Origin of the sequence: Chryseobacterium tagetis (assembly GCF_016735585.2) — a bacterium.
Classification (GTDB): Bacteria; Bacteroidota; Bacteroidia; order Flavobacteriales; family Weeksellaceae; genus Chryseobacterium; species Chryseobacterium tagetis.
Window position 1 is genome coordinate 554,445 of sequence record NZ_JAERSE020000001.1, and the last position, 14,303, is coordinate 568,747.

The 14,303-nt window shown below is 34.5% G+C and carries 9 protein-coding genes; 6 read left to right on the plus strand and 3 right to left on the minus strand.

Annotation, left to right across the window (positions count from 1 at the left end):
* Window positions 1-58 precede the first annotated feature (58 nt).
* The gene (locus tag JI747_RS02390; protein ID WP_225686011.1) at window positions 59-1,156 is read left to right on the plus strand and encodes a TauD/TfdA family dioxygenase; all 1,098 of its coding nucleotides are present in this window, start codon (window positions 59-61) and stop codon (window positions 1,154-1,156) included.
* 421 nt (window positions 1,157-1,577) lie between these two features.
* Window positions 1,578-2,639 carry a 3-oxoacyl-ACP synthase III family protein gene (locus JI747_RS02395; RefSeq protein WP_225686012.1) on the plus strand — a complete coding sequence of 354 codons (1,062 nt, stop codon included), beginning with the start codon at window positions 1,578-1,580 and terminating at the stop codon, window positions 2,637-2,639.
* A gap of 95 nt (window positions 2,640-2,734) precedes the next feature.
* On the opposite strand, the gene JI747_RS02400 is transcribed toward JI747_RS02395, so the two are convergent.
* Window positions 2,735-4,495 carry a RagB/SusD family nutrient uptake outer membrane protein gene (locus tag JI747_RS02400; protein ID WP_225686013.1) on the minus strand — a complete coding sequence of 587 codons (1,761 nt, stop codon included), beginning with the start codon at window positions 4,493-4,495 and terminating at the stop codon, window positions 2,735-2,737.
* 12 nt (window positions 4,496-4,507) lie between these two features.
* The gene (locus JI747_RS02405) at window positions 4,508-7,552 is read right to left on the minus strand and encodes a SusC/RagA family TonB-linked outer membrane protein (protein ID WP_225686014.1); all 3,045 of its coding nucleotides are present in this window, start codon (window positions 7,550-7,552) and stop codon (window positions 4,508-4,510) included.
* Window positions 7,553-7,857: 305 nt separating this feature from the next.
* On the opposite strand from JI747_RS02405, the gene JI747_RS02410 reads away from it, so the two are divergent.
* Window positions 7,858-8,925 (plus strand): phosphatidylinositol-specific phospholipase C1-like protein, encoded by a 1,068-nt coding sequence (locus tag JI747_RS02410; RefSeq protein WP_225686015.1) that lies wholly within the window; start codon window positions 7,858-7,860, stop codon window positions 8,923-8,925.
* Window positions 8,926-9,420: 495 nt separating this feature from the next.
* Here the strand turns inward: JI747_RS02410 and JI747_RS02415 are convergent, their stop codons facing one another.
* A complete protein-coding gene (locus JI747_RS02415) occupies window positions 9,421-11,211 on the minus strand; it encodes a metallophosphoesterase family protein (RefSeq protein WP_225686017.1) in 1,791 nt (596 codons plus the stop codon).
* A 537-nt stretch (window positions 11,212-11,748) separates the two neighbouring features.
* Between JI747_RS02415 and JI747_RS02420 the strand changes: the two genes are divergently transcribed.
* The 3 genes from JI747_RS02420 to JI747_RS02430 all read left to right on the plus strand — a co-directional run bounded on the left by JI747_RS02420 (window position 11,749) and on the right by JI747_RS02430 (window position 13,928).
* Complete coding sequence (locus JI747_RS02420) at window positions 11,749-12,219, plus strand: Lrp/AsnC ligand binding domain-containing protein (RefSeq protein ID WP_225686019.1); 471 nt, start codon at window positions 11,749-11,751, stop codon at window positions 12,217-12,219.
* A gap of 654 nt (window positions 12,220-12,873) precedes the next feature.
* Window positions 12,874-13,419: a hypothetical protein gene (locus JI747_RS02425; RefSeq protein WP_225686020.1), complete on the plus strand. Its 546-nt coding sequence runs from the start codon at window positions 12,874-12,876 to the stop codon at window positions 13,417-13,419.
* 77 nt (window positions 13,420-13,496) lie between these two features.
* Complete coding sequence (locus JI747_RS02430) at window positions 13,497-13,928, plus strand: hypothetical protein (protein WP_225686021.1); 432 nt, start codon at window positions 13,497-13,499, stop codon at window positions 13,926-13,928.
* Window positions 13,929-14,303: the final 375 nt, after the last annotated feature.

The window sequence follows — 14,303 nt, forward strand, 5'->3', positions numbered from 1 at the left end:
TATTTAGAATAATTAAAAACAAATATATTAATTATTACCTAACACCAAATTTTTTTTTATGAATTCTACAGAAATTTTAAAAAAAGACCCTATTTCTCAAGTAAAAGTGCTCCCAACAGTGATTGAGCTTACTTCAGAAGAACGAAAAATGATCAAAGACGCCGCAAAACATCTTCAGAAAAAATATGGAAACTATGAAAACCGTGAATTTATAAAGCAGATTCATCAGCTTGCCTCTTATTTTTTGCCCGAAAGAATTTTAAATATAGCCGCTAATTTTTCCAGTGATTTTTCGGAGAATCAGTATGGAGCTTTAATTTTTAAAGGGTTAATGGATGTTGATCAGGAAAGTATCGGAACAACACCTCCCAACTGGCAATCAGCCGATTACTCGAAATTTGATTTGTATGGTTTTGCCTGCGCTTTGATTCACGGAGCTTTGCCTTCGAAACCTGTTCAGTATTATTCACAGCGTAAAGGAGGAGGGCTGATTCATGCCATAATTCCTGACGAAAAGATGAGAGAAACACAGACAGGATCAGGATCTTCAACAGATCTCTATGTTCATACGGAAGATGCTTTTCTTAAACATCAGGCGGACTTTTTAAGCTTTATGTATATAAGAAATGAAGAACAGGTTCCTTCAACCCTTTATTCGATCCGTTCGCATGAATCAATAGGAGAGAAGTACAAACCTCTTTTTGATCGTATTTACAAAATTCCAAAAGATGCCAATTTAGAGAATGAACTTGATGAAGAATGTGCCTTAGATTCGGTTTTATATGGAAATCATCAACTTCCGTTTATGAGATTTGATGCGGCAGAACAGTTATTTAATCCAAGTATTAAACAAACAGAAGAAGCGCATTATCATCTTAAAGAGTTTTGGGAAGAGGCAAGACATCTTATTTATTCACGATTTACTCCGCAGGCAGGAGATGTCATATTGGTAAACAACCATTTGTGCGCTCATGGAAGATCAGCCTTCAAAGCGGGAGTACGGAATATTGATGGAGTGGAAAACAAATGTGAAAGAAGAATTATGCTTCGTATGATGAGTAAGGTAAGTCTTATTGATATGAGAGCGCATACCCTCACTGAAGATCCATTTTTTGTGATAGAAGAGCACCTGGGTAAAAACTTTGAACTCTTGTAACGTATTATTTTTTGATTAAAGAGTAATATGAATCCTTTTTAAGTGCAGATCTTAAAAAGGATTTTTTATGGCTGTGAAGAAAGGTTTGTTTAACAGAAATATTACTCACTCATAGAGTTATTCAAAATATTTTTTTTTCATGGTATTTTTTATTTTTAATCAGCTACCTTTAGCGTCGAAAACGAAATTTTTAAAATAAATTACTATGTATTAAATATATGTTAATTATTCTTGATTTCTGTTTTAAAAATAACAATAGTGTTAATATCCCAATGTCTTAATTATTTATATTAATGAACATTTAAAGCTAGTTATATGTTCATAGACCTCTGTTAAGTTATGGGAGGTTTCGTTAATGCGTAATCAAAATTGATGGAGAGATTCTTAAACGATTAAATTATTAAAAAGCAAATATTTTTAGATGACAAGTAAGATCATAGGTGTTGGTAACTGTATTCCGTCAGAAACGATAACCAATTCATTTTTTGGCATGCATATTTTTTTGGATGAAAAAGGAATACTATTAAAAGATGATAATTCTTCCATTACAGAAAAATTAAAAAAGATAACAGGCATAGAGGAGAGGAGGTATGCAAACCGTGATCAGGTAACCTCCGATCTCGGATTAATTGCTGCTCAGGCTGCGATAGAAGATTCAGGTATAGATCCTGAAACATTGGATTATATTATTTTTGCACATAATTTTGGCGATGTCCGATTCGGAACGGTTCAGTCTGATATGGTTCCAAGTCTTGCGGCAAGAGTGAAACATTCCCTGAAAATTAAAAATAATCTTTGTGTAGCGTACGATTTACTGTTTGGCTGCCCGGGCTGGATAGAAGGACTCATACAAGCTAATGCTTTTATAAAAGCTAACATCGCCAAGCGTTGTTTGGTAATAGGAGCAGAAACTCTTTCACGTGTGGCAGATATTCATGACAGAGATAGTATGATTTATGCAGACGGTGCAGGTGCAGTAATTGTTGAAGCGAATGAGAGAGATGATTCTGGTATAAAATCGCATTTATCTTCATCACATACGTATGAAGAAAAAGATTTCTTATATTTTGGAAAGTCATATAACACGACCAACTGTCAAGACACAAAATATATAAAAATGGATGGGCGAAAAATATATGAGTTTGCCCTCTCAAATGTTCCTGAGGCGATGAAGAAATGCCTTGAACAGAGTGGATACCGCATAGATGAAATAAGCAAAATTATTATTCATCAGGCGAATGAAAAAATGGACGAGGCCATTGTAAGCAGGTTTTATCAATTATATAATTTGCCGGTGCCTCATAATATTATGCCCATGGTGATCCATAAGCTAGGGAATAGCAGCGTGGCTACCATCCCGTCTTTACTTACCATGATTTTAAAAGGTGAATTGGAGCAGCACTCTATAGAAAAAGATGATATTGTACTTTTTGCGTCTGTTGGAGCAGGGATGAATGTCAATGCAGTGATCTACAAATTTTAATGGTGGGAAGTCAATTGCAATCTATCTAATAAAAAAAGAGACTGTCTTTCTAGACAGTCTCTTCTTGTAAGAAAAAAATTAATTATATGAAGAATCTAATAACCAGGGTTCTGAGTAAATTCTTTAGAAGCATCAAGGGTTGCTTGAGGAATCGGGAAAATTCTTCTGTAAGGCTGGGTAGCAGGTTTTGCAGTTCCTGCAAGATCAAATTTTTGGAATCTGATCATTGCTTTTCTTCTGTACATCTCCCAATACAGCTCATATCCTGATTCTTTAAATAATACATTCGCGTCCAGAGAGGAAAGCGCAACACCGGGAGTATTATTCTTTAAAGCATCATTGGTTCTGCTGGTTCTCAGTTTATTGACGTCTGCTAAAGCTGCAGAAACATTCCCGCTTCTGAAATAAGCTTCTGCTCTCATCATATAGATCGTTCCCAATCTGTACAAAGGAACATCCATTCCGCTTGTTCCGTTATTTCCATAACCTGGATCGAATTCAAACTTGAAATTTCTTACCCCTCTGTTGATTTGTGCCTGTGTGAATACCGCTTCTGAAGGGTTATCAAAGTTAAGTTCCGGAGTGAAATCTGCGGCAAGAGTTGTATTTTTTTCTGTGAATAACTTGTATACTTTAATTCTTCCGTCTGCAGTCAGGTCGAAGTTACCATTCGCAAGAATTTTAGGACCATATTGTTGTCCCACCTGTAGCCCTCTGTTGAAATGGAACCATGGCTTTCCTGTACCTTCCACTTTACTGGTTGAAGGTACACTTACGTCTGTTCCGTCATTTCTGAACCAGGTTCCGTCTTCATACTGATACGTTCTCTGGAAGCGGGGATCATCATGATTTCCATCCCATGAATAATAAAATTCTGGAGTAATACAAGAAGCGTTTGTTCCTCTGTTATCTGGCGATGGTTTCTGAATTCTTTCCATAGACATATACGCAAGATCATTATCTGCATTTCTGTTAGAATTCTTCTTCTGAACAATCGTAAAGATCATCTCTTTACTGGTGTCATTATTAATATCAAAATTGTGGAAATAATTGGATTCTAAGCTGAAAAGACCACCGTTGATCAATAGATTAGAATACTGAATAACTTTATCCATATCCGTTCCTCCACCATTGATTGCCTGTTCTGTAAAAGCGAAATTACCTCCTGTTTTATTTTTAAGAACTGCTCTGTTAAGGTACATATCAGCCAATAAAGCATAAGCTGCCTGCTTAGTGAACCTTCCTGCATGGGTATTCTGAGTTTTAATGTCTGCCAAATTAGGAATAAGTCCTTCCACTTCAGTAATCAAAGCGTCAATTGTAGTTTCCGCTTTTCTGATTTCAATAGGAGCTTCCAGATTGTCCGGATCTCTGTAAGGAGCCTGCCCGAATAAATCAATTGTAGTGTAGGTGTAATAGGCTAATAATCCTTTTGCTTCTGCTAAAAATAAAGCTTTGTTGTTGATTGTACTTTTGTTGATACTTCCGATGGCTGTTAAAGATTTTGTAATTCCCAATGTCAGCTGGTTGAAAGTTGTTTTCACAACATCATTATTGGAATCCCAGGTGAACTCGTGCATTGCTCTCCATTTTCCGCCGTCTCCCCAGTCACTTCCTCTGGTCGGTAAGATGGCTTCGTCTGTAGAATATTCCTGTAAGGCAAACACGCTTCCGTGGTCTACAAAAGTTCCGTCACCAAGCTGTCCGTAAGCGGCTGCCAAAGAAGCTTCAGGATCTGCATTGGCAGTGTTTAAAACTTCATCAAGTACTTTTTCATCCAGATTGGTACAGCCAATTAAAGATAATACAGCAATGGATAAAACGATTTTATTGAGATTTAAAAAATTAGATTTCATGATTTCTTTAATTTAAAATTTAACGGTTGCTCCCAAAATGAAAGTTTTTGCAGAAGGATACGTTGTATAATCAATACCCAAAGACTGGTTTCCTCCCACCTGTTTGCTGGTATCCACAAGCGGATCATAACCGCTATAGCTGGTAATGGTCAATAAATTCTGTGCACTTACATACAGATTGATGCTTTTCAGGAACTTCAGCTGATTCATATCGAAAGTATATCCCAGTCTTACGTTGTTCAGACGGATAAAGTCTGATTTTTCAAGATATAAAGAAGACAATTGTGGTTGGTTGTTAAAGTTTGCTCCTGAATCATAATATTTTTTAAGAACGTTTCTGTCTGATGCTAAATTGTTGATGTTCAGATCCAGCGCAGTATTGTTGACTAAATAACCTCCTGTCTGCCCGATGAATGAGAAGGCAAAATCAAACTTCTTATATTTCATGTAAGAATTGATCCCGAACGTAAATTTGGGAATAGGTCCTTCGAAGATCTTTTTATCTTTCTGACCGATCGTTCCGTCACCGTCTACATCTTCATAAATATATTTTCCGTTGGCATCCACTCCCAGATAGTTCAGCATATAAAAAGATCCAGCCTGATAACCGTTCTTATAAATGTTTGCAGTAACACCGGAAAGCCCCGGACCGGATACTTCTCCTGAATAAATTTCGGTAACTGTAAGATCTTTAATTTTATTATTGACAGTGGCTCCATTCACATCAAGATTCCAGGTAAAGTTTTCATTTCGGATAATTTCCGAACCCAAAGAGAATTCAAAACCTTTATTGACGATTCGCCCGTCGGAGTTTTTGTACATATAGGTAGTCGGACTTAATACGGGTGCTGGAATATACAGGATTGCATTCTTTGTTGCTTTGTTATAATATTCCAATGATCCGTATAATCTGTTTTTCCATAAACTGAAGTCTAAACCAATATTAGACTGTTCTACAGTTTCCCATTTAAGATCAGGAAAGGCAGTTCTTATTACCGTAACTCCATTGATTAAATTGAGATTGTCATATAGGTAATACCCTGAAGACTGTGACAATAAATAACTTGCTTTTGTAATTTTATTCGGAACTTCCTGATTTCCTGTCTGTCCCCAGCTTCCTCTTAATTTTAGTTCATTAATGATTGGGTTCCCTTTCAGAAAGTTTTCATTTGAAATCGTCCAGCCTACAGCAGCTGATGGGAAATATCCGTATTTATTATTATCTCCGAAACGGGTAGAACCATCAGCTCTTAATGAAGCGGTGAAGAAATATTTTTTATCAAAATTATAGTTTACCCTTCCGAAATAGGACTGTAATTCATTTTCCTGAGCCGTTCCGGGCTGAGGAATAAATACATCCCCAGAATATCCGGGATTAATTTCCGGTGTAATACCTGCACCCTGATCTACAAAGTTTCTTACTCCCAGGTAAGTAGCTGTAGCCTTGAACTTCTGATAAGAAAAACCTCCCAGTAAGCTGAAATTATTCCTTTTTAAACTAAAATCGTAAGTCAGATAATGTTCCAAAAGAATATTGTAAGCATCAAGGTTAGCTTGAGAATAAATTCCTTTTGGGCTTCTGTCAGTAATATTAGGGAACATGGTTGTGTTTCTCTCAGATAAACTTCTGTCAACCCCTAAATTGAACTTATAATTCAGTCCCGGTAAGATTCTAAAGGTAGCTTCCGTATTTCCTAATACTCTGAAAGTATTGGTTTTATCCTGATAAACGCTCAATAGATACAGCGGATTGTAATGAGCGTTCATGTTGAAGTTCGTGTAATTTCCATTTGCGTCATATACAGAACGGGTAGGGTTTGCCATTAAAGCATGGATGATCAGCTGGCCATCAGATCCTGCATTTCCACCATTTGGAATTCCTGTTTCATCGATATCACTGGCGGTAAGATTTAATTTAATTTTTAATCTCTTGTTATCAAGGAAAGATTCTTCCGCATTCAAACGGGCTGTCGTTCTTTTAAAACTGCTGTTCAGAACGATACCATCTTGATCCATATGGGAAAGTGAGGCAAAATAATTTCCTGTTTCCGTAGCTTTTGAAAAGGAAACTGAGTGATTAGAAGAAACTGCATTTCTGTAAATTTCATCCTGCCAGTCTGTATTTCCTCCATGATCGTAAGATTTGTCAATTCCTGCAGCCCTGTATTCATCGGCTGTCATCAAATCTAATTTTTTTATCACAGAAGAAAATCCTAAATAGGTATCATACGTAAATATAGGATCACCTTTCTTTCCTCTTTTTGTCGTTACCAAAACAACTCCGTTTGAACCTCTTGCTCCATAGATAGCTGCAGCAGAAGCATCTTTTAAAACAGTGATAGATTCAATATCACTTGTGTTTAAAAAGTTTAAAGGGTTCTTTGCCGTTGTATTTCCTAAACCGACATTCGGACTTGCCGCACTTACCGGATCATTGTTCAACGGAACTCCGTCTACAACGAATAAAGGCGTACTTCCACTTCTGATGGAACCGATACCTCTGATCGATACATTGACACCCGCTCCCGGTTCACCGCTCGTCTGTACAATACGGACACCCGCTACTTTTCCCTGCATAAGGTTGTCAACAGAAACATTCATTCCCTCTTTGAAGTTTTCGGCTTTCAATTGACTAATTGCCCCTGTAAGATCAGACTTTTTCTGAGAACCGTAACCTACTAAAGTAACCTCTTCAATAGAAGTTGCATCTTTTTTAGATTTCAGACTTACAGAAACAGAAGTGCCTGAAATTTTTACGATCTGTGTGGTATACCCGTCATAAGAAACGGATAACGTCTGTCCGATGTTGGCAGAAATCGTGAAATTTCCCGAAGCATCCGTAATCGCCGTTTCTCCGGTTTCTCCAATAGTGATTTTAGCTCCTTCTATTGCAGAACCGTCCTGATCCGTTATCTTTCCGGTGATGGTTTCCTTAATCTGAAAGGAGGTAGGAGAGTGGCTCGAAAATCCTTCTGCATGAACCTGGTTAGCTACCAGAAAAATCAATGCGATAGGAATTAGTTTTTTAAACTTAAAAAATTTAATTTTGTGGTACATATCATTAAGTAAAGTAATTGTGAATTTGCTTGCTTAATAAAAAAGCCGCTGTTGTTCCCGCAACAGCGGTATTTTTTTCAGATGCAAAGTAAAAACGTTTAAGCTGAATTCATTTTAACATAATATTATCATAAAGTCAATAAAATATAAATATCCCTTTTTGAGAAAATAAAACACTTTTGATTATCAGCTAGTTGTGAAACAGCATTTTTTGAGATTCATGCAATCTTAAAAAACACTTAACATACTGTAAAACTAACCTCGGTAAAGACTTCCTAATTTCGCGATTACAAAAAATTGAAGTTATGAAAAAGGCAGTATTCTTAGGTTTATATGTATCTTCACTGAACCTGTTCTGGGCACAGACCCAAAATCTGAATGAATTAAAGATCAATGAAATTCAGGTCATCGGTTCGCACAATTCTTATAAAAAAGCAATTCTTCCGGAGGTGTATAGTTATTTGTCTAAAAAAGATTCCCTAAACTTTCTTCCGAGGATTCAGTATGAGCACATTCCGATTCCTCAGCAGCTGGATTTGGGACTAAGAAATCTTGAAATTGATGTATATGCAGATAGTAAAGGAGGAAAATACGCCCACCCGAAGATTCTGGATCTGGTAAAAACCACCCAGCCTTTTGATCCGGAAGGAAAAATGAAAAAACCAGGATATAAAATGATCCACATTACAGATATTGATTACCAGACGCAATATTATACGCTAGAAGACTGCCTGAAAGATTTGAAAAAATGGTCTGATGCACATCCCGATCACGATCCTGTTTTTATTACCCTTGAGCCCAAAGACGGAAAAGCCAATCAGTTCGGAACCGAGCCGGAGCATTATACTTCAAAACTCTTCGACGATCTGGATAACGAACTAAAAAGATATTTAGGGAAAAATAAAATTATCACTCCGGACGATATCAGAGGTAATTATTCAACACTGAACGAAGCGGTTGTAAACAAAAACTGGCCAAAAGTAAAAGATGTAAAAGGAAAGTTCTTATTTGTACTGGATAATAACAGTGAAAACAGGGATTTATATATGAAAGACCATCCGTCATTAAAGGGAAGAATGATCTTTACTAATTCAGCACCAGGAACTCCAGAATCTGCGGTTTTATTTATGAATGATCCCGGTCCGAAGATTGCAGATCTCGTAAAACAGGGGTATATTATCCGTACGAGAGCCGATGCAGATACGATGGAAGCAAGGAAAGAAGATTATTCAAGATTTGAAAAAGCAAAGGAGAGCGGGGCACAGGTGATTACTACAGATTATTATCAGCCGAGTAAATTGTTTAAGTCGAACTATAAAATTAGCTTTGACAACAATACATACGAAAGAAAAAATCCTGTGAACGGAAAATAGAATTCTTTAGGATGAAATGTATTATTGAAAAGACCATTAGCGATTTGATGGTCTTTTTTTATTGTCCCACGGATCTCACAGATGACACAAATGTTTGAGCTTTATCTTTGTATTCATTCAGAAAATATATTCTGCATATTTTAGAAAGATCTGCCAAATCCGCCCAATCAACAAGAGAAAAAATTCGTGTAATTTGTGTAATCTGTGGAAAAAACAACATCATAATCTTTTATCTCCTGTTTTTTTGAATTTGACGCAAAGTTTTTATTTTAAAGATGTAATAATTTAAAGTGGGCAAAGATGAATCAACAAGTTGATTTAAAGAAGCTTTCGTTATGGCTTCGCGCAGCAAATTTATTTGCCTTTGCTTTCCTAAAATAAGAGGTTAGTATTAATAATCTTTGCGTTTAAATTAATTTTCAGCAAAAAAAGAAAGTGTAAGGATCTGCAAAATCCGCTCAATCAGCGGGAGAAAAAATCTGTGGAAAAACAATATTACAACCTTCTTATCTCTTGTTTTTTTAAATCTATTTCAAAATGATCTGCCGGATCTCCATTTGAAAGTAAAGACATTATCTTAAATACAGATTTTATCTGCAAAACGAACGGATCCTGTGAAGAGTTTTCCTGATAAAGCTTTTCCAAAATTTGATACTGATGTAATCTTTCTTTGGGTATATCATTCTTAGCCAGCTCATCGGCAGACTGGAATTTATACAAGTCAAATAAGAGATTTCCAAAAGTCCATGTTCTGAAAGTTTCTGACTGAATGTTTTTTTTCTTTAACTGGTCTTTATTTAAAATTAATAACAACAGATCTTTCCCAGTCAAATTTTGAGCTTTTTCAATGAAATCTTTTGGCCAGTCATCAGGGATCATTCTCAGTCTAACCAGCTCTTTGAGATGGAACAGCATAAAATCGTGATAGGATTTTGATTTCAGGATGTCCCGATTCCAGAGGATTTTATTTTTGTCTTTTTTTAAGGCTTCATACTCCTTTTCATATAAAGGAAATAATTCATCAAAATAAGGCACATCATTTAAAACTTCCGTTTTCACTTCCATCTGAGTGGGAGATTTTATTGTCAGGATTTTATAGGCGGGAAGATAGGCTGCCAGTGAAGGAACCTGAATATTTACAAGCATTTTGCCATCTTTTTTTCTGATCCCTGTATCATTGATATGCATATGTCCTGCAAAATGAATCTGCAATCCACTTTCAGCAAAAGCTTTCGCTACTTCTTCTTCAGGAACCCTCTCCAACTGCCATTTTTTTTCACCCAACAGGTTTTTTATTTCATGGGTGGCTCCGTCGTTGAAATCAATCATAGGGTAGTGGGTAAAGGCAATCACTGTTTTTCCGTAAGCTTTAGCTTCCTGCATAATTTTTTTCACCCATTCGATCAGATGTTTTTTGTGTGTCAAAACATTGTTGTAACCGATGCTGGCTCCTTTGTAATTTGAAGGGATATCGGGATTTCCATTTAAATTTTTCGGAATGTAGGTGTTTCCGTCGATGGCAATCAGCCAAACTCCTTTTACCGGTTCTACAACATAGCTTAGATCGGGAACAGAGAATCCTTTCGATACCTCATACATTCTTTTGGAATACTCAGCACTTTGCAATGCCTTTTTATAAGAATAATTTGTAACAGACTGAAAATTGAAAGGAGTACTCCAGAACAGATTTTCTTTTTGAGGATAAAAACCAAACTCCTTTAATTCATTTAAAATTTCGAGATAACCGGATTCTGCAATATCTTTGGTAATGATCTTATTCTTGATCTTCCCGATGTTTTCTTTACTGTAAATCCCTAAAGGATTTCCGTCCTGTCCCAGAAAATCATCTTTTCCTGCATCCTGCCGAAACGGTCCTACCGGATCATGATTTCCAGTAGTCATGTAGAAGCTGACACCGTATTTTTTGTGATACTGTGCTAAAATAGTACGCAATCCGCGAAGGTTGTAAGCCTGTCCGTCATCCGAAAAATCACCAGGCATGGCTACTATTTTAATGCCTTTGAGGGCAATATCATCCAAAGCTTTTATAAAGGCAAAGTAATTTTCATTAAAGATTCTTGTTGAATGAAGTTGAGAATCCATTGTTCTCAAGATCGTAGGTTTTCCTGTTTCCGGATTCAAAATCCCTCTGAAGTCATGATCCGAAAAATTTCCGTACAGATCCTGATAATGCACATCTGAAAGAAAAGCAATCTGTACAGGTTTTTGCTGTGCCACTAAAAGCGAAAAGGTAAAAAGTAGTAATGATAAAATCCCTTTGTTCATCTTAAAAAGAAAACGAAATTAAAGGAATATCTCATAGTTTTTTTTAATTAGACTTTAAATAATTGTGAACCTTATCTTATTTTGATCTCTTTTAATCGGTCATCCAGTATTTCAATGGAGTTTTGATCTCTTTTGCTCTCATATGAGTTGCATTAAAACCGCCTTTGACCTGTCCCGAATTGGTGATGATCACTGTAATTTTTCCAGAATATTGGGTGAAATTTATAGTCTAATTTTTTTTATAAAACTATAAAATATTTCATTCAGTTGTTGGTGTTGTAAAGTTTTCTTTATAAAAAGCAAAATAAACATTTAAAACGTTTTAAAATATTGAATGTCTATCTTAAATTCTTTCACTATAAAAAGTGCTTTCTTACAAAAATGAAATTTTTTACTCATTTTCAGACCATAAAAACACCCTCGTTTGCACTCGTGCGTAATAGTAAGTGTGCTGTTATCCTTTTTGTGTGATAAAATATAAATAAACTTGCTGTGTGAAAAATAAATTATAAAATAATTAAAAATAAGTTTAAAAAAATGAAAGATATGGAAAATTCAATTTACCATTTGGATTCAATAGATAAAAAAATTATTTATTTGTTGATGGATAATTCTAAAACATCTTTAGCACAAATCTCAAAACATGTAGGGATCTCTATAACAGCGGTACATCAAAGAATAAAAAAGATGGAACAGGCTGGAATTATTGAAAATTCGATTTCTTTTTTAAATCCTAAAAAACTGGGGTATAAGGTGATTTCATATATAGGTGTTTTCTTAGATCAACCTAGTCATTATCCGGAGACGATAAAAGCCTTAAGAGGTATTAATGAAGTAATAGAGGCTCATTATACTACAGGGAATTATTCTATTTTCTTAAAGGTTTTGTGTAAAGATAATGATGATCTGATGCAGATTCTTAGTAAAATTCAAAAGTTGAAAGGAGTAACAAGAACGGAAACTTTCATATCTCTGGAGCAAGGAATCTACAGACAACTGAAAATATAATAGGGAATATGGGGTAGAAGCCAAATTTTTCATCTTAATACTCCTGTTCTTTCTTTCTTTCTTTTCTATGATGATCAAGATTTAATGTCTGATTTCAGCATATTCCTAATGATATTCTGTTTTTGTCAGTCGACTCTTCCGAAATAGTTCCTGCTTTCCTAGGGAATCTTCCATGGATTTTTTTTATCCTAGATCTTTTTTATTTTAATAGGCTATAGGAGTGGAAATTTCACAGGAGTTTTCGTTTTTAAACATTTGTTTTTTATTGGTTTTAATGGGTATTGAGTCTCATTTATTCTGATCGGCTTCTTAGGAAAAATGAAGTTTTTTCTGAAAAACATTAAAAAAATAATATTCATTTATAGTTGAAAATAACAAGGCGTCACTGCATACATGCAGTGGAAGTTAAAGTTGTTTTTTTATAAAATCACAAAATAATCATGTAAGAGAAAAAGGAGGCTAAAGCAGAAAATAAAGCCTTAAACACCCCTTGATGTGACACGCGAGTGTAATCGAGGGGTAAAATTTTCTTTATTTTTTTTCATTTTGTGTTGTTTTGCATCATCAATTATTTTGAATAACAAGTAAATGTCACCCGAGGATTTGATTAAGTAAGGTGAATGAATCTTTCCAACCCAAACAGAGTAGTAAAAAGTGAACCGACAAGTAAATAGAAAAGAACTTTTATTAAAAAGTTATATAAATGTTTCTGAGACAGAAAGAAAAATATTTAGTGAAATTTCTCCAAGAAAAAATATAAATGCTACAATCAGTATCCTGATACTTATTCTTATTGTAAGTGTTTTAAGTTTGTTTTCTGCAAGGCAATTGCTGCATATTCAGGATCATGTATTATATGCCTTGCTTTTAATCATTTTTTTAGCAGTGGGGTGGAGAATAAGTTTATTAAAAGTAATCATGTTGCAAACCTCAAAAAATAAACTATTTGTAAAATATGTTCATCCTCTATATAGTAAAAATGAGCCTCCGGTTTTAGAAATTCCATTTTGTAAATTAGAATCCTTTGCTATCATAAGAGAGTTTTTTGTTTGCTATTTGGTGGTTAACCGTAGAAGTACAAAAGGAAATGATACAAAAAGTTTTTATTTTCGATTGGGTTTTCTTTCTAAAAAACAGGTTGAAAATATCAGTAAAACCATTAATAATATAGATAAGGTTGCTGTTGATATAAATGTTTGAATCAGATTGATTTCTTTCAATCATGAATCAGTCCCGAATCAACAAGTAAAAATTAAATTACTAATATTAATAAAAACATGAAAAACAGAAAAAAAGAAGTATTAGAAGAAAAATTTAATTGGTGGATTACTTTTATTCCAGATAAAATATTTGCATTAGAAGAAAAATTACCTGAAAATCTTAAAGATAAATTGGATTTTTCGGTGGCATCACTGGAGATTTTGGAAAAATATTTATTAGAAAATTATACTCTGGAAGGTATGATGCAGGATGAAGAAATGTGGGATTATTGTGCAAGTTATATTGGATATACCTATAAAAAAAATATTTTTAAAGCAGAATGGCATATAGATTTGAATGATAAAAATAATATTTTTTATAATATGCCTTGTCTGCATATTCCTAACTTGATGAGTTTTGTTCCTCATTCCTATGTGACTGCCTTGTTAAGTAAGAAAGAAAATAATTTATTATCCTCAACAGTTAAAAATCATATTAATCTACAGTAAAATAATCAAGAGTGATTGGCTGAAATTTGGGTTTATGATGATTATTTTAACCATAATAATTCAAAAGAATTCTTGTGGTTGAAATGGAAATATAAATACTATTGCTCAAAAAAAAATAAAAAAAACACAAAAAAATATATTGAGGGGAGGATGAGCGATTGATCGTTTTTTGACTGAATATTTATGAATTCTAGAATTAGAAATGAACTTTGTAGTGGAAAAGTCAAATATTTCATCAGTCGCTCGCTTTTTATAAAATCTCAAAAATGTGTAATAGTATATTTAAGAATGAATCATCATATTTTAGAAAACTAAATTTTTGTAATCCTAATACTGGGAATAGTATTATAAAACACCAAAGAGATTTGGTGTTTT

Excerpts from the sequence above, each read along its gene's own strand:
- JI747_RS02390 (WP_225686011.1), top strand. The coding sequence starts at position 59 with ATGAATTCTACAGAAATTTTAAAAAAAGACCCTATTTCTCAAGTAAAA.
- JI747_RS02395 (WP_225686012.1), top strand. The coding sequence starts at position 1,578 with ATGACAAGTAAGATCATAGGTGTTGGTAACTGTATTCCGTCAGAAACG.
- JI747_RS02400 (WP_225686013.1), bottom strand. The coding sequence starts at position 4,495 with ATGAAATCTAATTTTTTAAATCTCAATAAAATCGTTTTATCCATTGCT.
- JI747_RS02405 (WP_225686014.1), bottom strand. The coding sequence starts at position 7,552 with ATGTACCACAAAATTAAATTTTTTAAGTTTAAAAAACTAATTCCTATC.
- JI747_RS02410 (WP_225686015.1), top strand. The coding sequence starts at position 7,858 with ATGAAAAAGGCAGTATTCTTAGGTTTATATGTATCTTCACTGAACCTG.
- JI747_RS02415 (WP_225686017.1), bottom strand. The coding sequence starts at position 11,211 with ATGAACAAAGGGATTTTATCATTACTACTTTTTACCTTTTCGCTTTTA.
- JI747_RS02420 (WP_225686019.1), top strand. The coding sequence starts at position 11,749 with ATGAAAGATATGGAAAATTCAATTTACCATTTGGATTCAATAGATAAA.
- JI747_RS02430 (WP_225686021.1), top strand. The coding sequence starts at position 13,497 with ATGAAAAACAGAAAAAAAGAAGTATTAGAAGAAAAATTTAATTGGTGG.